25 protein-coding genes, 20 tRNA genes and 1 riboswitch are annotated in these 24,820 nt (G+C 45.7%); of the genes, 9 read left to right on the top strand and 36 right to left on the bottom strand.

The genetic code is table 11. The features are described 5' to 3' along the window. Positions 1-97: 97 nt before the first annotated feature. The 3 genes from mnmL to DP120_RS15685 all read left to right on the top strand — a co-directional run bounded on the left by mnmL (position 98) and on the right by DP120_RS15685 (position 2,124). A complete protein-coding gene (gene mnmL, locus DP120_RS15695; protein WP_112224594.1) occupies positions 98-1,051 on the top strand; it encodes a tRNA modification radical SAM protein MnmL/YtqA in 954 nt (317 codons plus the stop codon). Next, positions 1,048-1,608 carry a tRNA 5-(aminomethyl)-2-thiouridylate-methyltransferase MnmM gene (gene mnmM / locus DP120_RS15690; RefSeq protein ID WP_112224593.1) on the top strand — a complete coding sequence of 187 codons (561 nt, stop codon included), beginning with the start codon at positions 1,048-1,050 and terminating at the stop codon, positions 1,606-1,608. Before mnmL ends, mnmM begins: the two co-directional genes overlap by 4 nt. 183 nt (positions 1,609-1,791) lie before the next feature. Continuing rightward, a complete protein-coding gene (locus tag DP120_RS15685; protein WP_112224592.1) occupies positions 1,792-2,124 on the top strand; it encodes a hypothetical protein in 333 nt (110 codons plus the stop codon). Between the two features lie 71 nt (positions 2,125-2,195). On the opposite strand, the gene DP120_RS15680 is transcribed toward DP120_RS15685, so the two are convergent. Both DP120_RS15680 and DP120_RS15675 read right to left on the bottom strand, forming a co-directional pair. Further along, positions 2,196-3,224, bottom strand: a complete 1,029-nt coding sequence (locus DP120_RS15680; protein WP_112224591.1) for an LLM class flavin-dependent oxidoreductase — start codon at positions 3,222-3,224, stop codon at positions 2,196-2,198. 22 nt (positions 3,225-3,246) lie between these two features. Then, complete coding sequence (locus DP120_RS15675; RefSeq protein WP_112224590.1) at positions 3,247-4,050, bottom strand: alpha/beta fold hydrolase; 804 nt, start codon at positions 4,048-4,050, stop codon at positions 3,247-3,249. A 112-nt stretch (positions 4,051-4,162) separates the two neighbouring features. On the opposite strand from DP120_RS15675, the gene DP120_RS15670 reads away from it, so the two are divergent. Next, positions 4,163-4,675, top strand: coding sequence for a gamma carbonic anhydrase (locus tag DP120_RS15670; protein WP_112224589.1), 513 nt, complete (start codon positions 4,163-4,165; stop codon positions 4,673-4,675). 42 nt (positions 4,676-4,717) lie between these two features. On the opposite strand, the gene metK is transcribed toward DP120_RS15670, so the two are convergent. Further along, on the bottom strand, positions 4,718-5,914 hold the full coding sequence (gene metK, locus DP120_RS15665) for a methionine adenosyltransferase (protein ID WP_112224588.1): 1,197 nt from the start codon (positions 5,912-5,914) through the stop codon (positions 4,718-4,720). 203 nt (positions 5,915-6,117) lie between these two features. After that, a riboswitch (SAM riboswitch) is annotated at positions 6,118-6,232 on the bottom strand. Positions 6,233-6,467: 235 nt separating this feature from the next. Here metK and pckA point away from each other — a divergent pair. Further along, positions 6,468-8,057 (top strand): phosphoenolpyruvate carboxykinase (ATP), encoded by a 1,590-nt coding sequence (pckA, locus tag DP120_RS15660; RefSeq protein ID WP_112224587.1) that lies wholly within the window; start codon positions 6,468-6,470, stop codon positions 8,055-8,057. A gap of 39 nt (positions 8,058-8,096) precedes the next feature. On the opposite strand, the gene DP120_RS15655 is transcribed toward pckA, so the two are convergent. From DP120_RS15655 to DP120_RS15645, 3 genes are all read right to left on the bottom strand, one after another. Then, positions 8,097-8,888, bottom strand: coding sequence for an alpha/beta hydrolase family protein (locus tag DP120_RS15655; RefSeq protein ID WP_112224586.1), 792 nt, complete (start codon positions 8,886-8,888; stop codon positions 8,097-8,099). Beyond that, the gene (gene ytkD, locus DP120_RS15650; RefSeq protein WP_112224585.1) at positions 8,869-9,327 is read right to left on the bottom strand and encodes an RNA deprotection pyrophosphohydrolase; all 459 of its coding nucleotides are present in this window, start codon (positions 9,325-9,327) and stop codon (positions 8,869-8,871) included. The genes DP120_RS15655 and ytkD overlap by 20 nt, the downstream gene beginning before the upstream one ends. A gap of 70 nt (positions 9,328-9,397) precedes the next feature. Next, on the bottom strand, positions 9,398-9,844 hold the full coding sequence (locus tag DP120_RS15645; RefSeq protein WP_112224584.1) for a Dps family protein: 447 nt from the start codon (positions 9,842-9,844) through the stop codon (positions 9,398-9,400). Positions 9,845-9,958: 114 nt separating this feature from the next. Between DP120_RS15645 and yidD the strand changes: the two genes are divergently transcribed. The 3 genes from yidD to DP120_RS15630 all read left to right on the top strand — a co-directional run bounded on the left by yidD (position 9,959) and on the right by DP120_RS15630 (position 11,846). Continuing rightward, positions 9,959-10,189 carry a membrane protein insertion efficiency factor YidD gene (gene yidD, locus DP120_RS15640; protein ID WP_205854560.1) on the top strand — a complete coding sequence of 77 codons (231 nt, stop codon included), beginning with the start codon at positions 9,959-9,961 and terminating at the stop codon, positions 10,187-10,189. A gap of 88 nt (positions 10,190-10,277) precedes the next feature. Beyond that, positions 10,278-11,288, top strand: a complete 1,011-nt coding sequence (locus DP120_RS15635) for a metal ABC transporter substrate-binding protein (RefSeq protein ID WP_112224582.1) — start codon at positions 10,278-10,280, stop codon at positions 11,286-11,288. A 132-nt stretch (positions 11,289-11,420) separates the two neighbouring features. Continuing rightward, complete coding sequence (locus tag DP120_RS15630) at positions 11,421-11,846, top strand: hypothetical protein (protein WP_112224581.1); 426 nt, start codon at positions 11,421-11,423, stop codon at positions 11,844-11,846. A gap of 24 nt (positions 11,847-11,870) precedes the next feature. On the opposite strand, the gene DP120_RS15625 is transcribed toward DP120_RS15630, so the two are convergent. The 10 genes from DP120_RS15625 to DP120_RS15580 all read right to left on the bottom strand — a co-directional run bounded on the left by DP120_RS15625 (position 11,871) and on the right by DP120_RS15580 (position 21,618). Beyond that, entirely contained in the window at positions 11,871-12,278 is a 408-nt protein-coding gene (locus tag DP120_RS15625; RefSeq protein WP_112224580.1) for a group-specific protein, read from the bottom strand. After that, entirely contained in the window at positions 12,278-12,856 is a 579-nt protein-coding gene (locus tag DP120_RS15620) for a hypothetical protein (RefSeq protein WP_112224579.1), read from the bottom strand. Before DP120_RS15620 ends, DP120_RS15625 begins: the two co-directional genes overlap by 1 nt. Continuing rightward, positions 12,857-13,744, bottom strand: coding sequence for a hypothetical protein (locus DP120_RS15615; protein WP_112224578.1), 888 nt, complete (start codon positions 13,742-13,744; stop codon positions 12,857-12,859). A 106-nt stretch (positions 13,745-13,850) separates the two neighbouring features. Continuing rightward, positions 13,851-14,930, bottom strand: coding sequence for an o-succinylbenzoate synthase (gene menC, locus DP120_RS15610; protein ID WP_112224577.1), 1,080 nt, complete (start codon positions 14,928-14,930; stop codon positions 13,851-13,853). Then, the gene (locus tag DP120_RS15605; RefSeq protein ID WP_112224576.1) at positions 14,921-16,354 is read right to left on the bottom strand and encodes an o-succinylbenzoate--CoA ligase; all 1,434 of its coding nucleotides are present in this window, start codon (positions 16,352-16,354) and stop codon (positions 14,921-14,923) included. Before DP120_RS15605 ends, menC begins: the two co-directional genes overlap by 10 nt. 36 nt (positions 16,355-16,390) lie before the next feature. Next, complete coding sequence (locus tag DP120_RS15600; RefSeq protein WP_338046817.1) at positions 16,391-16,834, bottom strand: GNAT family N-acetyltransferase; 444 nt, start codon at positions 16,832-16,834, stop codon at positions 16,391-16,393. A 67-nt stretch (positions 16,835-16,901) separates the two neighbouring features. Next, a complete protein-coding gene (gene menB / locus DP120_RS15595; RefSeq protein WP_112224574.1) occupies positions 16,902-17,720 on the bottom strand; it encodes a 1,4-dihydroxy-2-naphthoyl-CoA synthase in 819 nt (272 codons plus the stop codon). Between the two features lie 10 nt (positions 17,721-17,730). Then, positions 17,731-18,543: a 2-succinyl-6-hydroxy-2,4-cyclohexadiene-1-carboxylate synthase gene (menH, locus tag DP120_RS15590; protein ID WP_112224573.1), complete on the bottom strand. Its 813-nt coding sequence runs from the start codon at positions 18,541-18,543 to the stop codon at positions 17,731-17,733. Beyond that, entirely contained in the window at positions 18,540-20,240 is a 1,701-nt protein-coding gene (menD, locus tag DP120_RS15585) for a 2-succinyl-5-enolpyruvyl-6-hydroxy-3-cyclohexene-1-carboxylic-acid synthase (protein WP_112224572.1), read from the bottom strand. Before menD ends, menH begins: the two co-directional genes overlap by 4 nt. After that, complete coding sequence (locus tag DP120_RS15580; protein ID WP_112224571.1) at positions 20,227-21,618, bottom strand: isochorismate synthase; 1,392 nt, start codon at positions 21,616-21,618, stop codon at positions 20,227-20,229. The genes menD and DP120_RS15580 overlap by 14 nt, the downstream gene beginning before the upstream one ends. Before the next feature lie 172 nt (positions 21,619-21,790). Here DP120_RS15580 and DP120_RS15575 point away from each other — a divergent pair, with 172 nt between their 5' ends. Next, positions 21,791-22,702 carry a 1,4-dihydroxy-2-naphthoate polyprenyltransferase gene (locus tag DP120_RS15575; protein ID WP_112224570.1) on the top strand — a complete coding sequence of 304 codons (912 nt, stop codon included), beginning with the start codon at positions 21,791-21,793 and terminating at the stop codon, positions 22,700-22,702. A 150-nt stretch (positions 22,703-22,852) separates the two neighbouring features. Here DP120_RS15575 and DP120_RS15570 read toward each other — a convergent pair. The 20 genes from DP120_RS15570 to DP120_RS15475 all read right to left on the bottom strand — a co-directional run bounded on the left by DP120_RS15570 (position 22,853) and on the right by DP120_RS15475 (position 24,820). Next, positions 22,853-22,924: transfer RNA gene (locus tag DP120_RS15570), tRNA-Glu, on the bottom strand. Positions 22,925-22,930: 6 nt separating this feature from the next. Continuing rightward, a tRNA-Ser gene (locus tag DP120_RS15565) sits at positions 22,931-23,021 on the bottom strand. Between the two features lie 4 nt (positions 23,022-23,025). Beyond that, a tRNA-Asn gene (locus tag DP120_RS15560) sits at positions 23,026-23,100 on the bottom strand. Position 23,101: 1 nt separating this feature from the next. Further along, a tRNA-Ile gene (locus tag DP120_RS15555) sits at positions 23,102-23,178 on the bottom strand. Positions 23,179-23,194: 16 nt separating this feature from the next. Further along, positions 23,195-23,268: transfer RNA gene (locus DP120_RS15550), tRNA-Gly, on the bottom strand. 7 nt (positions 23,269-23,275) lie between these two features. Continuing rightward, positions 23,276-23,351, bottom strand: a tRNA-Phe gene (locus tag DP120_RS15545). 15 nt (positions 23,352-23,366) lie between these two features. Beyond that, a tRNA-Asp gene (locus DP120_RS15540) sits at positions 23,367-23,442 on the bottom strand. A gap of 3 nt (positions 23,443-23,445) precedes the next feature. After that, a tRNA-Met gene (locus DP120_RS15535) sits at positions 23,446-23,522 on the bottom strand. A 157-nt stretch (positions 23,523-23,679) separates the two neighbouring features. Beyond that, positions 23,680-23,772 (bottom strand) — tRNA-Ser (locus tag DP120_RS15530). 14 nt (positions 23,773-23,786) lie between these two features. Then, positions 23,787-23,863 (bottom strand) — tRNA-Ile (locus DP120_RS15525). A gap of 8 nt (positions 23,864-23,871) precedes the next feature. Further along, positions 23,872-23,945, bottom strand: a tRNA-Met gene (locus tag DP120_RS15520). 20 nt (positions 23,946-23,965) lie between these two features. After that, positions 23,966-24,041: transfer RNA gene (locus DP120_RS15515), tRNA-Ala, on the bottom strand. Positions 24,042-24,048: 7 nt separating this feature from the next. Continuing rightward, positions 24,049-24,125, bottom strand: a tRNA-Pro gene (locus DP120_RS15510). Between the two features lie 27 nt (positions 24,126-24,152). Further along, positions 24,153-24,229 (bottom strand) — tRNA-Arg (locus tag DP120_RS15505). Between the two features lie 33 nt (positions 24,230-24,262). Continuing rightward, a tRNA-Leu gene (locus DP120_RS15500) sits at positions 24,263-24,351 on the bottom strand. Positions 24,352-24,379: 28 nt separating this feature from the next. Then, positions 24,380-24,454 (bottom strand) — tRNA-Gly (locus DP120_RS15495). Positions 24,455-24,461: 7 nt separating this feature from the next. Beyond that, a tRNA-Leu gene (locus DP120_RS15490) sits at positions 24,462-24,546 on the bottom strand. A gap of 22 nt (positions 24,547-24,568) precedes the next feature. Beyond that, a tRNA-Lys gene (locus DP120_RS15485) sits at positions 24,569-24,644 on the bottom strand. A 10-nt stretch (positions 24,645-24,654) separates the two neighbouring features. Next, a tRNA-Thr gene (locus tag DP120_RS15480) sits at positions 24,655-24,730 on the bottom strand. A 14-nt stretch (positions 24,731-24,744) separates the two neighbouring features. Beyond that, positions 24,745-24,820: transfer RNA gene (locus DP120_RS15475), tRNA-Val, on the bottom strand.

Below are 24,820 nucleotides of genomic sequence, written 5' to 3'. Positions count from 1 at the left end.
ACAAGAAGATTTTCATCGAACCACAAATAACAGATTTTTCTGCCGTTGTGGGCCGAAAACCGGCCATGCTACAATACAAAAAAGAGGAGTTGTTTTTATGGAAATGAACCTGCCTTTTTCTTCAGACGGCAAACGCTATTACACATGGAACCGCCACCTGCGCGACCATTTTGGCCATAAAGTAATGAAAATTGCGCTTGACGCAGGATTTGACTGCCCCAACCGGGACGGCACTGTCTCATTCGGCGGATGTACTTTCTGTTCGGTAGCGGGGTCCGGTGATTTTGCGGGTGACCGCGTCGATCCGATTCCTGTACAATTTGAACAGATCAAAGCAAAAATGCATAAGAAATGGAAAGACGGCAAATACATCGCTTATTTTCAAGCTTATACAAATACCCACGCCCCGCTTCCGGTCATCAAAGAAAAATTCGAAGCGGCGCTCGCACAGGAAAATGTCATCGGCCTCAGCATCGCCACCCGTCCGGATTGTTTGCCCGATGAAGTGGTCGATTATCTGGCTGAACTGAATGAACGCACTTATTTATGGATTGAACTTGGTTTGCAGACTGTACACGATAAAACCGCACGGTTAGTAAACCGGGCGCACGATTTTTCCTTATATATAGAAGGAGTCGAAAAATTGCGCAGCCGCGGCATCCGTGTCTGCACCCATATCATTAATGGGCTGCCGCTTGAAGACCGGGACATGATGATGGAAACTGCCCGTGAAGTCGCAAAATTGGATGTCCAAGGCATAAAAATTCATTTGCTGCATCTTCTGAAAGGCACGCCTATGGTGAAACAATATGAAAAAGGCATGGTGGAATTCCTTGAAAAAGATGAATACATCAAACTCGTAGCTGATCAGCTGGAAGTAATTCCACCCGACATGATAGTCCAGCGCATTACCGGAGACGGCCCCATCGAATTGATGATTGGCCCGATGTGGAGCGTGAATAAGTGGGATGTCCTGAATGGCATCGATGCTGAACTTGAAAGACGAGGAAGCTGGCAAGGCAAACATTATCAGGGGATGGTGGAAGCATGACATTGATGCGTGTTTTGCCATTCACAAAATTTTTATTGGAACAGGCGGTTGCTGATGGCGATAGAGTTATTGACGCGACTGCCGGCAACGGACATGACACTTTGTTTCTGGCGCAATTGGCCGGAGATGCCGGGAAAGTTTACGCTTTCGATATCCAGGAAGAAGCTGTTCGGGCTACAAAAGAACGGGTCAAAGACTACGGCAATGTGGACGTGATTCTCGACAGCCATACCAATATCGCTCAATATGTCTCAGAAGAAATTGCTGCCGCGGTTTTCAATCTTGGCTATTTGCCAAAAGGTGATCACAGCATCATTACGAAGTCAGCAACTACGCTTGCAGCCATCACCCAATGCCTGGAGCTCTTGAAGGAAACCGGCCTTGTCGCCATCGTCATCTACTCCGGACATGATGGAGGCAGCGAAGAACGGGATGCCGTAATGGACTTTGTGTCACAGCTGCCGCAAACCAAATTCGATGTTATGAAATACCAATTCATCAATCAGCAGCATTCCCCTCCTTTCCTGGTCGCGATAGAGAAAAAACCACAGAAATAATCAAAAACATAGAGCGATTGTGTCGAACGATACAATCGCTTTTTCTATTCCCTTGAAAAGTTATGCACCATTTAGAATACAGAAAATTCCACGAATAACGAAACTTCTTAACGATAAAACCGTATACAGTAATAGTAAAGGATAAAATTTCCACCTTATTATAATTGGAAGGAGGAAGATACAATGAAAAATATAATTACAATACTAATAACTGTTCTTATTATCGGCGCCTTGAACTGGGTCGCTTCGCTGCTGTTAAATATGTCTTTTCTTGATATTTCTATTCCCGTCGGCGGTATTGCCCTCATTTTAATCTACTTTGTTACCAGCAAAGGCGGCATGGCTTCAAGGCAGATGGATATGTCGATCCAAGGGCAGACCGGGATTCGGATGGAACACAAAGCTGCCGTCTCTGAGCGCTCTTACGTCCTGATCGGATCCATTATGTATGTCGCCGTTATGCTGGTCGTTTCATTTATTACTTACCGTGAATATTTCCTTGGAATGGGCACCTAGTTTTCAGCTATCAACCATAACCCGCTGCATCAAAAATACCGCCCGATGCAAAAGCATCCTGTCGGTATTTTTTACTGCTCTATTTTATTTTGCGAATTTCTTTTCTTTATTTCATCAGACACCAGCTTAAATGTCTTCAGTTTATCGTTAAAATCATAAGCCATTGATACGAGCATCACTTCATCTGCCTGATATTCTTCTACCAGCTCTTCCAACCGGTCCCCCACCATTTTGGGCGTGCCGACAATCATACGGCGCCGATTTTCTTCAACCAGTAATTTCTCAAACTTTGAATATGCATAGGCAAGTGCCTTTTCGGGAGGCGGGGTCCCTTTTGAAGGCATGCCCTGTGCCCCCATCGATAAAGCAAGATCCAAAGAAGCCGCAACTCTTTCTGCTTCCCCTTCTGTTTCCTGACAAATAACGAATATCGCAAATCCGACATACGGACTGGCATTTCCCTCCGGTTCAAAGCGTTCCCTGTAAGTACGGGTATAATCCTGTCCGCCTTCACCGTTGATGAAATGTGCGAACATATAAGGCAAACCTTTTTCTGCCGCCAATAAAGCCGACGTCATACTTGAACCAAGAATCCATATCGGAGGCGCTGATTCGGTCAGCGGCGTCGCTTTCATGCCGTGGTACATATGGTCTTCCGGGATTGCATCGTTCAAATACATGGATAATTCGTCTATTTGACCCGGAAAGCTGTCGACATTCCGTTTTCTCCCTTCATTCAACGCCAATGAAGCGCGCGGCATCCCACCCGGGGCCCGGCCGACGCCGGCGTCGATTCTGCCAGGGTATAACGCTTCCAGCAGTTTAAAGTTTTCAGCAATTTTGAAAGAAGAATAATGCGGCAGCATCACTCCTCCGGAACCCAGCCGAATTTTATCCGTCACTGCCCCCAAATGGGATATCAGGATTTCAGGAGATGAGCCCGCCAATGTCGCCGCATCGTGATGCTCGGAAACCCAGAACCGGGTATAGCCCCATTTCTCGGCAGACCGCGCCAATTCGGCAGTTTGCTTCAAGGCTTCACCAGGATTGCTGCCTTCGGAAACAGGGGACTGATCAAGGATACTGTAACGCAAAACCATACTCACCCACTCCTTCCCACCATCATTTCACTAAGTAGCCTAATGACCGTAAAACATTTTTTATGAATAAATGCGATGTGGTAAAAACATCTTCGCGTTCCGGTTCCTGAAAAAGATCATGGTAAGCATCTTTCCATTCTTTATAACTGAATTCTTTCAGATTCTGCTGCTTTAACCAGTTTTTCGAAGCTTCTTTATCAGCAATTAAATCCTTTTCTGCTGTCTGAACAAATGTCGGGATGTCCGGGTAATTCTGTTTTCCACTCGCAGTCTGTTTCATGTAAGCCTGCAGCTCACGGTACCAGCCAATCGATATCTGCGGTCTATACAATTCATCGTCCCTTTCAAGTTCGATCACTTCAGGATTCCGGGTCAGATCTTCAATTGAAATTTCGTGTTTAATTTTAATCTGTGAAGTGAGTTTCGGGACCCCGGACAATGCACTGGATAGTTTGGAAGGCGTCCGCAGCAGATGAAGCCACGGAGAAGTAAATACGGCCCCCGCCACTTCAATGGAATGTTTGCTCAAGTAATTGATGGCCAAAGTAGCTCCTAAACCATGCGCCACAATGAACACCGGCATCTCAAGCTCGATTGCCACTTCCAGCATTTCACTGACCGCCTTTTCATAGGCTTCGAATGATTCGCTGTGAGCTTTAGGGTTTACCTCGTTTTTGCCGTGGCCCGGCAGATCCCCCATCACCACTTCAAAACCGGAACTCCTCCATTCCTTGATTTGCCAAGCGTAGCGCAGATGATGTTCATATGCACTGTGAATGATTACAACCACTGCTTTCGCCTGGCCTTCAGCCTGCCATTTCCACATATACCAACGCCCCCTTTAATCTATCTACTCGTAAAATCAGATCTTAAAGTTGACCTTTCAAAAGGTTTTGCTACCATTAAAGATATCTTATCTTGATTAAAGGAGTTTTACCATGATTTACCCATACAAAGACAAACACCCGCAAATAGACCCATCGGCTTTTATCGCTGATTACACAACCATCACCGGCGATGTGAAAATCGGCGCTGAATCATCCGTCTGGTTCAATACAGTCGTCCGCGGTGATGTAGCCCCAACCATTATCGGCACTAAAACGAATATCCAGGATCTATGCATGCTCCACCAAAGCCCGAATAACCCATTGATTCTGGAAGACAATGTTACTGTGGGCCACCAGGTGACTCTCCATAGCTGCATCGTCCGCAAAAATGCATTGATTGGCATGGGTTCTGTCATCCTCGACGGGGCTGAAATCGGCGAAGGGGCATTTGTCGGAGCCGGCAGCCTTGTTCCACAAGGAAAAGTCATCCCTCCAGGCAAGCTGGCATTTGGGCGCCCTGCTAAAGTCATACGGGATCTCAATGAAGACGACATCGCCGACATGGAACGCATCGTCCGGGAATATGCCGAGAAAGCCGCTTATTATAAATCTCTGCAGAAATAGTAAAAAACCGCCAAGCCGAAGCTTGAGCGGTTTTTGTTTTCATTAAATCCCTGATTGTTCTTTCAAAGTTTCAGCTTTATCAGTACGCTCCCAAGGAAGATCAATATCTGTGCGGCCGAAATGGCCGTAAGCTGCAGTCTGCTTGTAGATCGGACGGCGAAGATCAAGCATCTTGATCAAGCCAGCCGGACGCAAGTCAAAGTTATTGCGGACAAGATCGATGAATTGGTCTTCACTGATTTTGCCTGTGCCGAATGTATCAACTGAAATGGAAACCGGATGTGCAACACCGATCGCATAAGCCAGCTGCACTTCACATTTATCAGCCAAACCGGAAGCAACAATATTTTTCGCTACATAGCGTGCTGCGTATGCACCGGAACGGTCAACTTTCGTCGCATCCTTGCCGGAGAAAGCACCGCCGCCGTGGCGGGCATAGCCACCGTAAGTATCAACAATGATTTTGCGGCCAGTAAGACCGGCATCTCCCTGAGGTCCGCCGATAACGAAACGGCCAGTCGGGTTGATGAAATATTTTGTTTCGTCGTCGATCAATTCAGCCGGAACGACTTCGTTGATGACATATTCTTTAATATTGCGTTGAATTTGCTCAAGTGTTACTTCCGGATGATGCTGAGTGGAAATAACAATTGTATCCACACGCAGTGGTTTATCGTTTTCATCATATTCAACAGTAACCTGTGTTTTACCGTCCGGACGCAAATAAGGAAGAATTTCTTCTTTGCGCACTTCAGCTAAACGGCGAGCCAATTTATGTGCCAATGAAATCGGCAATGGCATCAGTTCCTCGGTTTCATTGTTAGCATAACCGAACATCAAACCTTGGTCACCTGCTCCAATGTCATCCAATTCTTTATCTGTCATCTGGCCTTCACGGGATTCAAGAGCCACGTTCACTCCTGCTGCAATATCAGGCGATTGCTCATCAATTGCAGTCAATACCGCGCTCGTTTCAGAGTCAAAGCCGTATTTCGCTCGTGTATATCCAATTTCTTTAACAGTCTGGCGCACCACTTTCGGGATGTCCACGTATGTTGTTGTTGTAATTTCCCCTGCTACAAGAACAAGTCCTGTAGTAACGGTAGTTTCGCACGCTACTCGTGCATTAGGGTCTTCTGCCAGGATCGCGTCCAGGATGGCATCTGAGATTTGGTCACAGATTTTATCCGGATGTCCTTCTGTTACTGATTCTGATGTGAATAATCGACGGTTTGTCAAAAAATGTTCCTCCTTATATCCTGCGAGATTGCTCTCGAAATTGATACGGTACTCGTTTTCCCATGTCAAGTCCGTTCCAAACGTTATGGATTGAACTTCAAGCCGTTGTGGCCTTTGTACACGAGGATTAAGGGCGTTCCATAAAAAAATCCCTTCTCTCATCAATAAATGAGGAAAGGAGAAATCATCATAAGCACCTTTCACTCTTATCATCCAAGGCCTGTGAGCCTTGCTTCAGGTTGGGCACCAGCGCTGCATCAATGCAGCAGGTTGCCGGGTTTCATAGGGCCTGCCCCCTCCACCAGCTCGGAATAAGAGTATCCGTTCAATTTTTCATCATACGGAATAGACTATATGATGTCAACGATTTTTATATTTTATTCGCATTGAATGCTTTAAAACAACCCAATACGGGTATTAAATATGCATAAATGATGATTTTTTAAATCCTCCTGGTTATTAGTATAGACTAATCGGGTTAATGTGTTATACTATTGTTCGAATATAACTCTTCCCCAATGCCTTGGGAATAACCGAAAAGGAAGGTACATATATGAACTCAGTTAACTTAACAAACGATTTGAAAGATCTTTTAAACGGCCCCAACGTTAATGTCCAATGGTCGGTCCCACAATTGGTGGAGGCAGCCACTTCACGTGGAGAAGCAATTTTGACACGGGAAGGTGCAGTCAGAGCCGAAACAGGAAAATACACAGGCCGCTCGCCTAAAGATAAGTATATGGTAGAAGAAGATATTTCGAAAGATAAAATTGACTGGGGTACTGTAAACCGTCCGATTTCTTCTGAAGTTTTTGAGAACCTTTATGCTAAAGTACTGAACCATCTTAAATCTAAAGAGGAACTTTTCGTCTTTAAAGGATTCGCAGGGGCAGATCCTGAGTCACGCCTGCACATCCAGACAATCAATGAATTTGCTTGGCATAATCTTTTTGCCCACCAACTATTCATCCGTCCATCAGAAGACGAAATGAAAATCCATGACGCCGAGTTCACCGTTGTTTATGCGCCTACTTTCAAGGCCGACCCAACAGTTGACGGCACTGATTCAGAAACGTTCATCATCGTTTCCATGGAGAAAAAAGTCATTCTGATCGGCGGCACGGAATATGCCGGCGAAATGAAAAAATCCATTTTCTCAATTATGAACTACATCCTTCCCGAAAAAGGCATTTTACCTATGCACTGCTCGGCTAACGTTGGCCAGGAAGGCGATGTTGCTTTGTTCTTCGGTTTATCCGGAACAGGCAAAACGACGCTATCAGCTGACCAGGACCGCAAACTGATCGGTGATGACGAGCACGGCTGGTCTGATAACGGCGTTTTCAATATCGAAGGCGGCTGCTACGCGAAAACAATCAATCTTTCACATGAAAATGAGCCCCAGATTTTTGATGCAATCCGTTTTGGTTCTGTTCTTGAAAATGTCGTCGTTGATCCGGAAACACGTATTCCCGACTACGATGATGGTTCATTGACAGAAAACACGCGTGCAGCTTATCCGATTGATGCAATCGACAACAGCATCCACCCATCAATGGCTGGACACCCGAAAACAATCGTCTTCTTAACTGCTGATGCATTCGGCGTACTGCCTCCAATCAGCAAGTTGACGAAAGAACAGGCTATGTATCATTTCCTAAGCGGCTATACATCTAAACTGGCAGGCACTGAGCGTGGCATCACTTCTCCGGAAGCAACATTCTCAACTTGCTTTGGATCACCTTTCCTTCCGTTGCATGCAACTGTTTATGCAGAAATGCTTGGCAATAAAATCGATGAACACGATGTGGAAGTCTTCCTCGTCAATACCGGTTGGACTGGCGGAGAATACGGAGTCGGCAGCCGCATGAAACTTTCTTATACGCGTACAATGGTTCGCGCAGCAATCAAAGGCGAATTGATCGACGTTAAGACTGAACAGGAAGCTGTCTTCGGACTAAGCATTCCTCAGGAAATTCCTGGCGTACCGACTGAAGTTCTTAACCCTCGTGACGCTTGGTCCGACAAAGAAGCTTACGATGCGAAAGCACAGGAGCTTGCTCAGAAATTCCAGGATAACTTCAAAAAATTCGGTTCCGTATCAGCTGACATCAGCGCTCAAGGCGGACCATTGAACAATTAATAAGCAAAAGCACATCCGGCGAGTTGCCGGATGTGCTTTTTAATTTGCAGTATCTTTTTCTTTCTCTTTCATCCAATGCGCCAATGCAGCCACCGTTTTACGGTTGGCAGCCGGCGGAAAGAAATGCGTGTATTCGGGGAAATACCAGGTTTCATGAGGATGATCATTCAGCTTTAAAGCTTCTTCCAATAGGTAAGCCTGTGCCGGCAGCACATTTTCATCTCTCAATCCGTGTATGATCAGCACCGGTGCTGTTGCTTCATCCAACCTTAAAAGCGGATTCCGTTCTTCGTAGGCAGTTAAAGCCGTATTCGGCGTCCCACCATAAATCCGCTTCATCATGCGCCGCATATCCGGTCGCTCTTTATAAGTTAAGACTGTATCTGTAACACCTGCCCACGTCACCAGAGACGTGATATCATCCCGCAGCACCGCTGTCCACAGCGCCATGATGCCGCCTCTGGAAAATGCCAGCAAATGCACATGCCCATTGCAGAATTGTTTCAGTACATCCACCGCATGGACCGCGTCCCAGCGGTCGGCACCGGCAAATTCATCACGGCCTTCTCCCCCTCTGTTGCCCCGGTAATAAGGAGCAAATACCACAAATCCCTGTGCGGCATATTGGGCAGCCCGTGCCGGCCTCACCATGCCGATTGACTGGATGCCGCCGCGCAGGTACAGCAATCCGCTGTAATTCCCCGGCTTTTTGGGTTCTGCCAGCAGCCCTTTGACCTTCAAGCCTTCTGACCAATAAACGATTTCCGTCAGCTTCACATGGGGATTCGGCGAAGGGTATATTCTTTTTGATCTAATCTTCCCATTTTCCATCCTGTTTCACCCGCTCCATAATTTCTTTCATTCCTTCATCTTTCATCAGAAAACTGAAGGCCCTGTCCTCGTCCAAACTCTCAACCAGAACAGCTCCTTTAGTTTCCAACAGATCAATTTCGTCAATGGCTGAAATCGTTCCCGTGAATACCGTTTTAGAAAATGGCGGCTCGCTGTGGACCAGGTATTCCGCAAACCAGTCAAGACTTTCAATTACACCGCCTGTTTCTTCGTATACTTCCCTTTTGGCGGCTTCGGCCAAACTTTCCCCTGCCTCAGCTTTGCCGCCGGGAAACTCCAGCCCCCGCTCCCTGTGTTCCGTCAGCAGCCATTTTCCATTGAATTTCGCAATGACAAGTACATGTCGGCTTTCCACTTGAAAAGCATCCCTTTCAAAAGATAACCGGCATTCGCAGCCATTTAAATCCGTGTATTCCATCCTGCCTCACTCCTGAACAAATAAAAAAAGCGCACACAATTCGAAACGTGTGCGCTTGTGTAATTTTATTTTACTTCTTTTCGCCAAGGAATGCTGAAAGCATCCATGAATGCTTCTCAAGATTCTGGTGAATGGCGTTCAACATATCTTCCGTCATATCGTCGCCATCTTCAGCTGCATATTCCATTCCTTTTTTCAGTGAAGCCATGATCTTATCATAATCACTTACAATGGTTTCAACCATTTCTTCAGCACTTTCCTTGCTGCTCGCTTCCTTGACCACTGACAAGTCAAGCTGCTCTTTCATTGTTGCTACAGGTTTGCCGCCAAGTGCCAGCAAACGTTCTGCAATTTCATCCATATGAAGTGTCGCTTCATTATAAAGTTCCTCAAATTTCACATGCAGTGTGAAAAATGACGGCCCTTTTACATACCAGTGGAAATTATGTAATTTTGTATAAACCACCGACCATGTTGCGACCTGTACGTTTAATTCCTGATTTAATTCTTTTGACATCCAAATCCACTCTCCATTCAAATTGATAAGTTCTTCTACTTTATTAATACCTTTAAAGCCCATACAATAAACATGAAGAGTTTCCAAACTTATGGAAAGAAGATGGCGACCAACATGAAAACAATACTGATTAAAATTTTCCGCTTCTATCAGCGTTTCATATCTCCCCTGTCACCGCCCAGCTGCCGGTTCTACCCGACCTGTTCCCATTACGGCATCGAAGCCGTCGAGAAGCACGGAGCACTGAAAGGCGGATACCTGGCAATAAAACGGATACTCAGCTGCCATCCTTTCAATAAAGGCGGCGTCGATTTTGTACCTGAAGAATGGCCTCCAAAAAAATGATTTGGAGGTTTTTCTTGTGTTTGAATATAGTTTGCGGTAAGATACTGTTTGTAATTAAAACGTAATCGTTACATTTTGGAGGATTAACATGAAAAAATTAGCTCTATTTATTTTATTAATATCAATACTGACATTGGCCGCTTGCAGCGATTCCGGAACAGACAATGCTGATTCAAAAGAAGACAGCTCGAAGATCCAGGTGTTTACGACTGTCTATCCGATCACTTATTTCACTGAAAGAATCGGCGGGGATCAAGTGGAAGTGGAATCCGTCTACCCGGCTGGGGCGAATGAACACACATTCGAACCGACCCAACAGGATATGATCGCCATCGCGGAAGCGGACCTTATGTTTTATATCGGCCTTGGCCTTGAAGGTTTTATCGACAGCGCGAAAAACACGCTTGATGGTGAAGATGTGGAATTTACGGCACTTGCAGATTCAATCACTGATGAGCAATTGGAAGCTGCACTGGAACATGACGGTGAAGAAGAAGCCCATGACGATGAACATGAAGTTCATGAAGATCATGAAGAACATGCAGAAGAAGCTGACCATGAAGGCCATGACCACGGCTCTACGGACCCTCATATCTGGATGTCGCCAAAACTCAGCCAGGAACTTGCAACATCCATCAAAGATTCACTGATTGCCGAAGATCCGGGTAACACTGAAGTTTATGAAACGAATCACACCCAACTGATCGAGGAGCTCGAACAATTGGATGAATCGTTCAGCCATTTAGGGGAACGCGTATCAAAGGATACTTTTTTTGTTTCCCACGCAGCGTTCACTTATTTAGCGGAACCATATGGCTTTGAACAGGTGGCTGTAGCTGGCCTGAACAGCCAGGACGAACCATCCCAGAAAGAGTTAACGGAAATTGTTGACATGGCACGCGAGAAAAACATCGAATACATCGTGTTCGAACAGAACGTCTCGTCCAATCTGACAGAAGTTGTCCAGAAAGAAGTCGGCGCGGAAGCTGTCCAAATGCATAATCTCGGCGTGTTGACGCAGGAAGATATCGATAATGGAGAAACCTACTTCACTTTGATGGAAAGAAATCTGGAAGTCCTTGAAACTATTCTGAAATAAAAGCACACCCATCACGGGTGTGTTTTTTTCATTTCAAAAAATTTTATAATATCAACATCCCGGACCTGTTTTCGGAATTTTCGTTTTTATTGTATACTGATAATAACTTCTTTTTTGAAAAGGATGGTCCGGATGAAAAAATTGCTTGCCGCCTTAACAGTCGCAGCGGTCCTGACAAGTTTGGCAGTGACCCCTTCCATGTATGTTGAACAGCTGGAAATACCGGTAATCATCATTGGCACTGCGCTTCTTGCTTTAATGCTGAAATTCCCTGAAGACAGTAAAGAAAAAATGCTGGCACACGGCATGCGGATTTTTGCTGCATTTGTAATCGGCTGGATTTTCTCCACGCTCGATATCCTGCTTGACCATCTGTTCTATTATCAGCCAACCGGTTTTGAAGACGGCGCCTACCTGGCGCTCGGCTTCAAATATGAGGAATTTGCTGATAGCTTCTTTCTGTTAGCCATCTCCTGTATGGCGGCAGCAGCTGTATTCATCCTGATCCAAACTCTTTTCAAAGCATTGAAATCTCCACGTAATCCAGTACTGAAATAAAATGCAGAAAGCGTCCAATGGCAATCATTGGACGCTTTTTTGCTGTTCTATGGACTTCGAGATGCTTTCAATGCTCTCGCTCAATGCTCCGACCAGAATATGAACTTCCGGTAAATAATAGAAAGTACTGGTCACCTCAAAGTCGAATAGCTCTTCAGTTTCCGAAAGAAGATACACGCGTTTTCCATGTCCAAGCGCCATGCCCAATTCAATATGGCTGCCTTTGCCCGCCGGCAATAAAACAATTATAAACTCCGCCTCGAGCACAGCTTTCTTCTCCAGCGTTCCATACAACACCAGTTCTTCAACCGAAGAAGCGCGCAAATTCGCTGTCCAATCATAGGTTTGAACGTGTCCCGCCTCTCTTAAAATGCTTGCAGCTTCCCTTACCTTATCTTTATTTGCAAAACTCGAAGCGATATAAAATTTCATCAGCCCTCCTTACTCCCTTCCCCCAGATCCAAAACAAGCGGTTCTTCCTCTTTTGCAGCTTTTCGAAAGGCATTAAGCAAAAGAATAAAGGCGATATTTAATATCAATAAAATCAGTACCAGAACGAAAAAAACTTCTTCCATACTTCGCATTTCAGTAGCTGTATAGAAAGCAGCCAAGCCGAGCATAAACAAGCTCGCTGGGATATAGATATTATACAAAAATTGGGTACGGTCTTTTAATTCATTTTCGCCATATGCTTCTGCCAACCGTTTCAACAGCCTGAACAAATAGAAAGTCATAACCAGTTCACCCACAAACAAGCCATTGGAATAATAATACCAGGATCCAGTTTCAACAAGATTAAAATCGATAAGAACGGAAGGAATGGACAAAAAAATCATAGTGATGGCAATATAAGCCGCCAGTTTGCCGTCTGTATACTTTTCTCCCAGCTTGAGGCATCCGAGCGCAATCAGGAGATAACCGACTGGATCGGCCAGGATATCCACACCTATCCGGATATCGAGAAGAATGAAAACATAACCATATAAAATTTGACTCAATGATTTCTTCATTTATTGGTCCTCCCGCTTTTGTTCAATAATTGTCTTTACATCCTCTTTTTCCAACTGCGGAATCTGAGACAAGTATGTTGGGAAAGAAACGTCCAAGCCATCTGTGTCTTTTCCTTCAACTCTCACCCAGGATTTCAGAACGTACTTATAATTGCCTTCATTTATGAAAGACACCGCCAACTTATCTTCCTCATTTAAAACGATAGGATAATTTACATCTTCATATCCAATGCCCTGGCTATTTTGAGCCCCGTCTTCCACTACCTTAAAGAACCTGGATTCGTGAAAACTCTCTTCAGGATTAAGAACCTGCACTTTCAAGTGAGCTGATTCGTCCACTGGGATATGGGGCACCAGCGACTCAATTGAAAAATCTTCCTCAGCATTCAGAATATAGCCGGCCCAATCAGCCCCTGCAGCTGTTACGTCTTGTGATAAATAATTTTTTTCATTATACAGAGCTGGATGGATTATAATTTCACCCACATCTACCGTTTCAAATTGACCATCAGAAAAATGCACCCTCATCTTATCGAACACCATTTTTTCATCGATAGAATCCAGTCCCCGTAAATCCAATGTCGCATAAATACTTCGCACTTCATAATGGCCAAATCGCTGTTCATATGGAATCTCTTCCATCATCGGATCATAATAGTGGTCGACATAGCCCGGTATATCATCCAGCATTATATAATTGACTGCTTTTCGATCTCTTTTATTCGTTATGTAATAAAACTGCATTTGAATTTCATCCTGCTGGTATTCATCTATGTAATGATCAAGGAATACCGGCTGATCCAGTTGCTGGGAACTTGCATACCCTATCGCAATGATCCATCCTAAAATAATAAATGACAGAACACCAAAAAATATTCGCTGGTTCATAAAACCCTCCTCTTTTCCATATAAACAACTAACCAACCATACAGAAAGTTCCAATTAATCGTATCATAAATCAGTTTTATAAAGACAAAAAAATAAAGCAAGACTCTTAGAGCCTTGCTTTATTTAAGTCTACACTATAGCCGATGCCTGCCTGCTGCTGTAATTCGATTTTTCCATCAATCACTTCTATCTCAGGAGTAATAACGTCTTCATTCCAAAAATGCCGGGAATCTGAAAAATCGCCAGGCAGCACGATATCCGGCAGAGAAGCCAACGCCAGATTATGGGCTTTGGAAATGCCGAATTCAATCATGCCGCCTACCCACATCCCGATGCTATTCCTGCGACATAAATCCACGACTTTCAATGTTTCATGCCAGCCGCCCAGCCGCCCCATTTTCAGTACAATAATATCAGCTGCCTGCATCTCAATCATCCGCTCTACATCATGAATGCTTGTAATGCTTTCATCCAGACAAATAGGCGTCTTCATCTGTTTTTTTGCCTGTGCGTGAAGATCCCATTCCTGTTTGCCGAAAGGCTGTTCCATCAATGAAAATCCAACATCATCAAAAAGAGTGAGCTGACCAAAACTGTCTTTATTGAATCCGCCATTCGCATCAGCGAAAAACATTATATCAGGATAACGGCTGATTGCCTCTTTCAATAAATCTATATCAGATTCAGCAGTAATTTTAATTTTAATACGGCTATAGCCCTTTGATACTGCCTGTTCGATGTCATGCAAAAGGCCATCAGCACCGGCTGCTACCACTACACCTGCAGGAATATGCTTATGGATACCTCCAATATATTGCCATAACGGCACCCCTTCGTATTTCGCAAACAAGTCCCATACTGCTATTTCAATGGCCGCTTTCGCCATATGATTGCCTTTGACCGGTGCAAAGACAGTAGCCACTTCGTGAGGTGAGGACAGAATCCTACCCTGCAATAATGGCTTCAAAACCCGCTCCATCACAAAAGCACAGCTTTCCACCGTTTCTTCCGTGTACCAGGGAGTCGAGAATGCTACACATTCTCCGAAACCTTCTAACCCGTTGTCAGATATAATTGTTACCATGATTGCTTCACGGTCGTTTACAGTCTGCAAAGAAGTGACAAACGTTTTTTTCAGCTTTTTATGGATTCGCTGGAATCTGATCTCCCGAATCGTCACAACCATGATTTCAACTCTCTTCTAAGTACTTTGTTCGAAGCATTGCGCGGCAATGAATCGACTGTACGAATCACTTTCGGGATTTTATAACCGGCAATATGTGATTTCAAAAAAGCCTTTAAATCTTCCATCGCCGCTTCTTCATGAAGAACGACAAAAGCCGCCGGCACTTCTCCCCATTGCTCATCGGGCATGCCGCAGACTCCTGCTTCTCGAACAGCCGGATGTCCAAGCAAGACCTTTTCAATCTCAGCCGGATATATGTTTTCACCGCCGGATACAATCAGATCCGAACGCCGGTCAACGACAAACAGAAAACCTTCTTCATCCAGATAACCGATGTCTCCAGTATGGAACCAGCCTTCTTCTTGCACGTCTCGCTCCGCAAATTTCCCGATATACCCTGGCGTCACCTGTGGACCCCTAATCAGTATTTCCGCTTTTTCACCAGGCGCTGCATTTTCAGCAATCTTTATTTGGTATAAAAATAAAGGCTTGCCGGACGAACCGATCTTCCGTTTAGCATCTGCCGGCTGCAATGTGGTCGTCTGAGAGGAAGTTTCTGTCATGCCATATGTTTGCAGCACGGAAATGCCGTACTTCTCAGCCCGTTCCATATATGAAATCGGAACCGGACCACCGCCGGCGAGCATCGCTTTGAAATTTGCCGAAACATGGAGAGCTGCTGTTTCCAGCTCACTCAAAACCCGTTCCAGCGTCACTGCCACCACAGACATATGGGTGACTGTTCCAGCGCTTAATTCGTGCGCACAGATTTTTGGATCGAATTTCGGATGAAGCTGCACACCCATCCCATAGATGAGTGAACGCATCAGAATCGAAAAACCGCTGATATGGAATAGCGGCATGACGCAGAGCCAGACATCTCCAGGTGCAATGCCGATATTCAACGCGGATGAAACTGCACTGGAGAAATGGTTCCCTGCTGTTTGCCGGACGCCTTTTGGATAACCGGTTGTGCCGGATGTATACATGATTGAAATCGTCCGATCTTCTGGCCACTCTTCTTCCGGTTTGAAATTGGAAGGCGAAGCATTTTGAATTTCAGAAAAACTGATTTTATTGCTGGAATCGAGTTTCCCTTGCAGTTCTTCATCCACCAATAAATAAGCAGCTTTTGAATCTTGCAATTGATATTCCAGTTCCGTTGCCGAAAGCCGCTCATTCAGCATGACCATCTCACAGCCTATATGCAGACACGCATACATAACAAACACAGACTCCGGATGCGATTTGGCAAGGACGGCAACTCTCGTTTCAGAAGAGATTCCAAGAGACGTCAGTCTGCCCGCATAATCGGCGGCAATGTCATTGATTTCCGCGAATGTCCATTGCTGCCCGCCATATGACAGCGCCATTCGGCTGCCGCTTAAATGTGCCCGTTGGCTAAGCCAATTCGGATAGCTCATTTTTCAAAATCCCTTTCTGTAAAGCCGACTTTATACTCACAGCTTCTTTTCTAATATAATTTTCGGTTCACCAGTATCGTCCATATATATGCCGATGATGTCAAAACCGCTTTGAATATTCAACAGCAGCATACTTCGCCATTTGTTCTTCGTATGGGTCCTGACGGCGTTATACGATTCCTGGCGGGCGTACTCATGCTGCCTCTCCATCAATCGGCGCGCTATTCCCTGATGACGATAACTTTCATCGACACCGCCGAGCCAGCTGTAGAATTGCTCCCGGTTTAAGGCATAGCCGACTTTATAGCCTATTACCCTGTCGCCATCCAATGCAAGATCTATATGTAATTTCGGTTTTTCAGCCATTCTTCCAGCCAAATCATCTGAACTGCCAAAAACTTTCGTATGCAATGAAACCAGTCCATTCAGTAAATCTCCCGCCTCCAGCATGGTAAAGCTCTTATATCGAATCGACGACACTCCTGCCACTCTCCGTTCATTCTAAAAAAAGCTGCCCCCCGGGAGGACAGCTTTCAATTATTGATGATCAAGGGAAACGAGGGAATTGACCGAAATCAGGCTTGCGTTTTTCTTTGAAAGCATCGCGGCCTTCTTTCGCTTCGTCTGTTGTATAGTAAAGCAAAGTAGCGTCACCAGCCATTTGCTGAAGACCAGCAAGGCCATCTGTATCAGCATTCATTGCCGCTTTTACGAAACGAAGTGCAGTCGGGCTCATTTCAAGCATTTCTTCGCACCATTTCACTGTTTCATCTTCAAGCTGCTCATAAGGGACTACTGTGTTTACAAGTCCCATATCAAGCGCTTCCTGAGCGTCGTACTGACGGCACAAGTACCAGATTTCACGCGCTTTTTTATGTCCGATGATGCGCGCAAGGTAACCTGAACCGTAGCCAGCATCAAACGAACCGACGCGAGGACCAGTCTGGCCGAAGCGTGCGTTATCAGCAGCAATCGTCAAATCACAAACAACATGCAATACATGTCCGCCGCCGATTGCATATCCAGCCACCATTGCTACAACCGGTTTAGGGATTACACGGATCAAACGCTGAAGGTCAAGGACATTCAAACGCGGAATCTCATCTTCTCCAACATAACCGCCATGTCCGCGAACACTTTGGTCGCCGCCTGAACAGAAGGCTTTTTCCCCTTCGCCAGTCAATACGATTACGCCTACGCCTGAATTATCGCGTGCGCGTGAAAATGCATCGATCAATTCATGTACCGTTTTTGGACGGAAAGCATTGCGCACTTCCGGACGGTTGATTGTAATCTTCGCAATCCCATTATAAATTTCATATTTGATATCTTCATATGTACGTTCTGTTACCCATTCACGTGTCATGATTTTCCTCCTAAAAATTCTTTTTTAAATACTCCCATACTATTGTAGCAAATTCAGCAGGTTTTTCCACATGTAAAGCATGTCCTGCTATAATCTCACTGTGTTCGGCATTCGGCATCAGCGAAACCATCTCTTTCGCAATCGCCGTGAACTTCTCATCCAGCTTCCCCGTAACCAATAAAACGGGAATCTGCAGCTGGCTGATTGTTTCCCAGTATGACTTCTGTGCACCTGTTCCCATACCGATCAAGCTGTTTGCCAGACCTATCGGGTTTTGCGCCAGCCGTTCTTCCCTGACTTCTGCTTTAACATGCTTGGACAATGCGTGCTGTGTTCTGAAAAGCGGAATCTTCTCCCAGCTATCAACAAATGATATGATTCCGCCAGACGTAATCCGTTCGGCCAATCTGCCATCATTTTTTCTTCGCTCGCTGCGCTGCTCTTCAGTCTTTAAACCAGGCGAAGAACTTTCCAGCAATAAAGAGGAAAGCCGCCCGGGAAATTCGCAGGCATATGCAAGAGCTGTTCGTCCGCCCATCGAATACCCTGCCAAGGCAAAGTTCGTCAGCCCCAAATGGTCAAATATCTTTTCCAGGTCCCGCATCTGCTGCTCCATCGAATACCGCTCCGGATCTTTCGGACTGTCGGTGCCACCGTGGCCAAGCAGGTCAATGAGCACGATTTTATATTCCTCAAAGCGAGGGACTATCTTATGCCAGGTTTTGGTGCTGCCGGTGAAACCATGAAGAAATACCAGCGCCTGTTCTTTATCTTCATTCATTAGTTCAATGTGATAATTGACGCCTTCAATCTCCATTTTCATTGCCCGCCCAGCTCCTCAATCAGCCGATTCCACAACTCTCTGTGGACCCGTACATTTGTTTCCCGATCCGTAAACACTTCGATGATCTTAACTGCCTTTTGTTTTTTTGTACGAAGCGCCTCAACAAATTGCTCTTTCGATTCGACAGCTGCGTAATCAGCATCATACATTCTCGCGGCATCCTCGAATTTCAACCCCGTGGGAGTACCGAATAGATCTTCGAAATAACGTTCCTCCTGTGATTGCGGCAGATAAGAGAAAATTCCGCCGCCGTCGTTGTTCATCACGACAATCGTCAAATCCGTTTCCTGCATTTTCGAAGCAATCAATCCGTTCATATCATGCAGGAACGATAAGTCACCGATAAACAGATAAGCCGGACGCTTTTTCGCTGCCTGCACACCGAATGCCGTCGACACAACTCCATCAATGCCATTTGCGCCACGGTTTGCATAAATCATGATGTCGCGGGAAGTCGATTTGAAATAAGTATCTGTGTCACGTATCGGCATGCTGCTGCTGACAATAAGGTCACAACTATCGAGTTCATCAAACAGAACTTTCGCCAGCACACCCTCATCCAATTTTTCATTGCAATGAACTTCTGCAAGTTCCCAGAATAACTCGGAAGCCGCTGCCCATTTTTCCGTATAGGAATTGGACGCCTTCGTTCCGATGGGCAATTCCCATAAGCCGTCTGTTGAAGCCTGGATATGATGTGTCACTACTGATTGTGCGTCCCGCATCATTGGTGATTCATCAAAAACAGCGAATGTTTTCGGTTTTACAGCAGCCAAATAAAGCGTTAAAGGTTTCGAGACTGGCTGCGGTCCAATACGAATGACAACATCCGGCACCATTACCTCTTTAAAAACTTCGCTTTTCAAAATGGCGTCATAGCTGTCGATTATCAAATCTTTACAGTTTTCATCTAGATTACTGCGTACATTGGATAAAGGATCGGCGAGAACCGGCCAATTCAATTTACGGATAAACGACCAGAATTCATCAGGCATCTTCTCGGTCATTTCACCGACAATCAGAAGCCCTTTTTCAGCCTTAACAGTTTCCATTAAGAATTGTTCAACCGATGAAGATAACCGTGACTCACCCTTTAAATGCGTTATTTCGCCTGTGCTGTCATATTGCTGTTCAAAATCCAGCACCAACGGTTCACGGAAAGGCACATTCAAATGAACCGGACCTCTCGGCTCAGACACAGCATTTTTAACTGAACGATGCAGATGGCGCACCAGAAAATCCAAACGGTTTTCAGGTTCCGGCATCGGCAAATCTACAGACCATTTAACATGAGAGCCAAAAAGATCGATTTGATTGATTGCCTGCGGCGCACCGACTTCCCGAAGCTCATGCGGGCGATCAGCCGTCACTACGATCAATGGAACTCTGGCATAGAAGGCTTCGACAATTGCAGGAAAATAATTCGCCGCTGCAGTTCCCGATGTGCAGAGAAGCATCACCGGTTCTCCCGATGCCTTCGCCATTCCCAGTGCAAAATAAGCCGCCGACCGCTCATCAATCTGGCGGTAAACGGCCAGCCCTTCTTCTTTCATACAGGCATAAGCCAGTGGTGTCGACCGCGAACCGGGACTGATCACCACGTTTTTTACTCCCTGGTTCACCAAACTATGTGTAAACGCAGAGACATATTCGGTTAGATATTTACGATTCGTCACTCAATTGACCTCCCAAGGCACGAAGCATCGGACGGAATTTTACCCAAGTTTCAGCATACTCCGACTCTGGAGTGGAATCTTCGACAATTCCGCCCCCTGCATATAAATAAGCTTCTTTTCCATCCAATAAAGCTGAACGGATTGCCACTGCAAATTCTCCATCGCCTTTTGCATCTATCCAGCCGATTGGTGCAGCGTAGAAGCCCCTATTCATCGTTTCATATTGTCTGATCAGGCTAAGTGCGGATTGCCGCGGCTCTCCGCCAAGCGCCGGTGTCGGATGAAGATCTCGTACAAGATCGATCAGATTCGACCCCTGCTTTAATTCTCCTTCAACCGGGGTGTATAGATGCTGAATGTCCCTTACCTTCATCAATTTCGGCTTTTTCGGCACAAACTGCTCGCGGCAATGAGCAGCAAACACTTTACTGATCATGTCCACTACATATTGATGTTCCGAACGGTTCTTTCTGTCATTCAATAATTCATTGCCAAGCTCATTATCTTTTTCAACGGTTTTTCCTCTTGGAGTGGAGCCTGCCAGGCAAGTGGACAGAGCTTGGCGATCTTCGACTTTTACAAGCCGTTCCGGTGTTGCCCCAAAAAAGAATTGTTCTTCGGCTTCCAGTCCGAAAAGGAAGCTTTCAGGCTGTTCTTTTGAAACTTGATAGAGTGCAGAAGAAGCTGATAAAGATTTATCAAAGTCCAATCTTAGAACTCTTGCAATCACCACTTTATCCGCCTGTTTCGCCTTGATCACGCCAGTCACTTTGTCAATGGAAGAAAGGTAGGAAGCTTTTTTTAGCTCTTCCCGTCCCGTAACTTCAGGCTTTTTATAAGTAAGCGGTTCAGACACTTGTGCAGCATGGATCAGCTTATCACGTTCTTTGCGCAACGCTTCAAACTCCGGGAAAGTATCCTCTTTTTTAGTGATCAGATGAATACTGATATATGCACGATCATTTTTTATTACCAACTGGAATGTCGGAACTGCAAAATAAGCTTCAGGAAATTCGCGCCAAATACTTTTCGACTTGTTCAACGGATCAAACGAAAAACCGCCAAACAGAATCGGCTCTATGAAATGCTCTTCATTTACAATCTGCTTGCACAAACTTTGCCAATTGCTTTTTACATCTTCAAATCGGCCCTGGTGATTGGCACCGGTCAATACATGTGCATGCCCCAGTCCGACAAGCGTAAAAGTCTTCTCCGGGTTCTGCCAGAAGAAACGTTTTCCTTTATAAAAACTTTCCCCTGCTTCAAAAAAAGCCAAGGCAGACATTCTGTTTACTTCAATGGTTTCTGTATAAAAACGGTATGCGATATACCTTGAATTATCTTGTTTTTCGGCCGATGAATACTGTGGTCGATTCATCAAATTACCTCCGTTTATATGGTAGCTTCCTAACCTTCGGGAAAAGCTCTCAATCTTTTTAACCTCTATCCTCTATCATACTCTTTTCTGCTAAAATCAGCACAACATTTGCTGTAATCCGATCAAATTTGCAGTACAATATAATATGGAATAAATAGAGGAGAGATACAACATGACAACTACATTACAAGCGGACAGCGGCTGGCGTGTCTGGTGGCAGTTAACCCGCCCGCACACCTTGACTGCATCTTTCGCTCCAGTTTTTCTGGGAACGATGATCGCTATAAGAAATACACAGATAGATTGGGGCTTATTCACAGCAATGCTGATCGCCAGTTTGCTGATTCAAGCTGCAACCAATATGTTTAACGAGTATTACGACTTTGCCCGTGGCCTTGATAATGAAAAATCAGTAGGAATCGGCGGAGCAATTGTACGAAATGGCGTTAAACCGAAAACCGTACTGGGACTTGCATTTTTACTATATGGCATAGCAGGAATTCTTGGCATCTATATCTGTATGCAAACAAGCTGGTGGCTGCTGGTCGTTGGCGGTATAGCCATGATGGTCGGTTATCTCTATACTGGCGGACCTTATCCGATTGCCTATACACCTTTTGGAGAATTATTTTCCGGCTTATTTATGGGCTTTCTCATTGTTATCATTGCGTTTTACATTCAAACAGGAACAGTTACGATAGATGCTATTCTTCTGTCGATTCCAAGCACCCTTTTGGTAGCAGCGATAATGATGTCCAACAACATAAGAGATATTGTCGGTGATGCTGCAAGCGGGCGCAAAACGTTGGCCATCCTTGCCGGCCGTCCAGCTGCAGTCAACATACTTTTAAGCTTTTTTGTTCTGTCGTATGCATGGATTGCAGGCTTAGTGCTTTTTGGGATGATCACGCCATGGGCATTATTAGTATTTATAAGCATCATTAAACCAGTTAAAATCATTCGGATATTCAAACGATACACAGAACCACTTAAAGTTATGCCAGCTATGAAAGATACAGGCATTACAAATACACTCTTTGCTTTTCTTCTGGCTATTGGTTTATTAATAGGGCACCTCATTTAAATATCTCATTAAAGCATCTCTCCAACGAGATGCTTTTTTTATTGTTATACAAAGTACTATGGAACTTATAGCAGTAACAGCCTTCCGACAACTTATTTTGACAAACAAAAAACGTCATGCATAAAATGCATGACGTCTTCCTTTTTCATATGACCCCTACGGGATTCGAACCCGTGTTACCGCCGTGAAAGGGCGGTGTCTTAACCGCTTGACCAAGGGGCCAATTACTGGCGGAGAAGGAGGGATTTGAACCCTCGCGCCGGTTGCCCGACCTACACCCTTAGCAGGGGCGCCTCTTCAGCCACTTGAGTACTTCCCCAGTATGGCTCCGAAGGTAGGACTCGAACCTACGACCATCGCATTAACAGTGCGGTGCTCTACCACTGAGCTACTTCGGAATGGTGGGCCTAAATGGACTCGAACCATCGACCTCACGCTTATCAGGCGTGCGCTCTAACCAGCTGAGCTATAGGCCCAAAATTTTTAAAATAATGGAGCGGGTGAAGGGAATCGAACCCTCATCATCAGCTTGGAAGGCTGAGGTTTTACCACTAAACTACACCCGCATAAAAATGGTGGGTCAGGACGGAATCGAACCGCCGACACTTAGAGCTTCAATCTAATGCTCTACCGACTGAGCTACTGACCCATATTTTTAATAAAATGGCGGTCCCGACCGGGATCGAACCGGCGATCTCCTGCGTGACAGGCAGGCATGTTAACCGCTACACCACGGGACCATTTGGTTGCGGGGGCAGGATTTGAACCTGCGACCTCCGGGTTATGAGCCCGACGAGCTACCGAACTGCTCTACCCCGCGATAATAATATATAGTGAGTTCTTTCATACTCGATGTTCCGGTAGTTGACACCTGCATCGGCTTCGCCTGCTTCGGTGTTACTCACCGTCTTCGTGCGGTTCGTTGCTCTACCCCGCGATAATAATACTTTAAATTGTCCACACACTTTAAAAAAATATGGAGGAGGAAGAGGGATTCGAACCCCCGCGGGATTTGACTCCCCTGTCGGTTTTCAAGACCGATCCCTTCAGCCAAACTTGGGTATTCCTCCGAGATAATATATGATGGTGGACCTTGCAGGACTCGAACCTGCGACCGGACGGTTATGAGCCGTCTGCTCTAACCAACTGAGCTAAAGGTCCTAAAAAAGTGGCGGTAGAGGGGATCGAACCCCCGACCTCACGGGTATGAACCGTACGCTCTAGCCAGCTGAGCTACGCCGCCTGGATCTGTGAATATAAAAATGGTGGAGCCTAGCGGGATCGAACCGCTGACCTCCTGCGTGCAAGGCAGGCGCTCTCCCAGCTGAGCTAAGGCCCCGTGAAAATGGTCGGGAAGACAGGATTCGAACCTGCGACCCCTTGGTCCCAAACCAAGTGCTCTACCAAGCTGAGCTACTTCCCGGACTATCAATGCTGGATGGTAAAAATATGGCGCGCCCGAGAGGACTCGAACCTCTAACCGCTTGATTCGTAGTCAAGTACTCTATCCAATTGAGCTACGGGCGCTTGCTGTGAATGCTGCTGTTTTTGTCAAACAAATGGTGCCGAGGACCGGAATCGAACCGGTACGGTAGTCACCTACCGCAGGATTTTAAGTCCTGTGCGTCTGCCAGTTCCGCCACCCCGGCTTAGGGTCGGCTTGTCTGCAAAAAAAAATGGAGCGGAAGACGGGGGTCGAACCCGCGACCTCCACCTTGGCAAGGTGGCGTTCTACCACTGAACTACTTCCGCAAAAAAATGGTGCGGGTGAAGGGAGTCGAACCCCCACGCCCGAAGGCGCTAGATCCTAAGTCTAGTGCGTCTGCCAGTTCCGCCACACCCGCGTGGCAAATATGAAATTAAAAATGGTGAGCCATGAAGGATTCGAACCTTCGACCCTCTGATTAAAAGTCAGATGCTCTACCAACTGAGCTAATGGCTCATGCAATGAGTGGTGCCGGAGAAAGGACTTGAACCCTCAACCTACTGATTACAAGTCAGTTGCTCTACCAGTTGAGCTACTCCGGCGAAAGAGAAATAAATGGTGGAGGATGACGGGATCGAACCGCCGACCCTCTGCTTGTAAGGCAGATGCTCTCCCAGCTGAGCTAATCCTCC

Source organism: Planococcus halotolerans, from assembly GCF_003289955.1.
Classification (GTDB): Bacteria; Bacillota; Bacilli; order Bacillales_A; family Planococcaceae; genus Planococcus; species Planococcus halotolerans.
This window is presented reverse-complemented; position numbering and strand designations above follow the sequence as displayed.

Excerpts from the sequence above, each read along its gene's own strand:
- mnmL (WP_112224594.1), top strand. The coding sequence starts at position 98 with ATGGAAATGAACCTGCCTTTTTCTTCAGACGGCAAACGCTATTACACA.
- mnmM (WP_112224593.1), top strand. The coding sequence starts at position 1,048 with ATGACATTGATGCGTGTTTTGCCATTCACAAAATTTTTATTGGAACAG.
- DP120_RS15685 (WP_112224592.1), top strand. The coding sequence starts at position 1,792 with ATGAAAAATATAATTACAATACTAATAACTGTTCTTATTATCGGCGCC.
- DP120_RS15680 (WP_112224591.1), bottom strand. The coding sequence starts at position 3,224 with ATGGTTTTGCGTTACAGTATCCTTGATCAGTCCCCTGTTTCCGAAGGC.
- DP120_RS15675 (WP_112224590.1), bottom strand. The coding sequence starts at position 4,050 with ATGTGGAAATGGCAGGCTGAAGGCCAGGCGAAAGCAGTGGTTGTAATC.
- DP120_RS15670 (WP_112224589.1), top strand. The coding sequence starts at position 4,163 with ATGATTTACCCATACAAAGACAAACACCCGCAAATAGACCCATCGGCT.
- pckA (WP_112224587.1), top strand. The coding sequence starts at position 6,468 with ATGAACTCAGTTAACTTAACAAACGATTTGAAAGATCTTTTAAACGGC.
- DP120_RS15655 (WP_112224586.1), bottom strand. The coding sequence starts at position 8,888 with ATGGAAAATGGGAAGATTAGATCAAAAAGAATATACCCTTCGCCGAAT.
- ytkD (WP_112224585.1), bottom strand. The coding sequence starts at position 9,327 with ATGGAATACACGGATTTAAATGGCTGCGAATGCCGGTTATCTTTTGAA.
- DP120_RS15645 (WP_112224584.1), bottom strand. The coding sequence starts at position 9,844 with ATGTCAAAAGAATTAAATCAGGAATTAAACGTACAGGTCGCAACATGG.
- yidD (WP_205854560.1), top strand. The coding sequence starts at position 9,959 with ATGAAAACAATACTGATTAAAATTTTCCGCTTCTATCAGCGTTTCATA.
- DP120_RS15635 (WP_112224582.1), top strand. The coding sequence starts at position 10,278 with ATGAAAAAATTAGCTCTATTTATTTTATTAATATCAATACTGACATTG.
- DP120_RS15630 (WP_112224581.1), top strand. The coding sequence starts at position 11,421 with ATGAAAAAATTGCTTGCCGCCTTAACAGTCGCAGCGGTCCTGACAAGT.
- DP120_RS15625 (WP_112224580.1), bottom strand. The coding sequence starts at position 12,278 with ATGAAATTTTATATCGCTTCGAGTTTTGCAAATAAAGATAAGGTAAGG.
- DP120_RS15620 (WP_112224579.1), bottom strand. The coding sequence starts at position 12,856 with ATGAAGAAATCATTGAGTCAAATTTTATATGGTTATGTTTTCATTCTT.
- DP120_RS15615 (WP_112224578.1), bottom strand. The coding sequence starts at position 13,744 with ATGAACCAGCGAATATTTTTTGGTGTTCTGTCATTTATTATTTTAGGA.
- menC (WP_112224577.1), bottom strand. The coding sequence starts at position 14,930 with ATGGTTGTGACGATTCGGGAGATCAGATTCCAGCGAATCCATAAAAAG.
- DP120_RS15605 (WP_112224576.1), bottom strand. The coding sequence starts at position 16,354 with ATGAGCTATCCGAATTGGCTTAGCCAACGGGCACATTTAAGCGGCAGC.
- menB (WP_112224574.1), bottom strand. The coding sequence starts at position 17,720 with ATGACACGTGAATGGGTAACAGAACGTACATATGAAGATATCAAATAT.
- menH (WP_112224573.1), bottom strand. The coding sequence starts at position 18,543 with ATGAAAATGGAGATTGAAGGCGTCAATTATCACATTGAACTAATGAAT.
- DP120_RS15580 (WP_112224571.1), bottom strand. The coding sequence starts at position 21,618 with ATGAATCGACCACAGTATTCATCGGCCGAAAAACAAGATAATTCAAGG.
- DP120_RS15575 (WP_112224570.1), top strand. The coding sequence starts at position 21,791 with ATGACAACTACATTACAAGCGGACAGCGGCTGGCGTGTCTGGTGGCAG.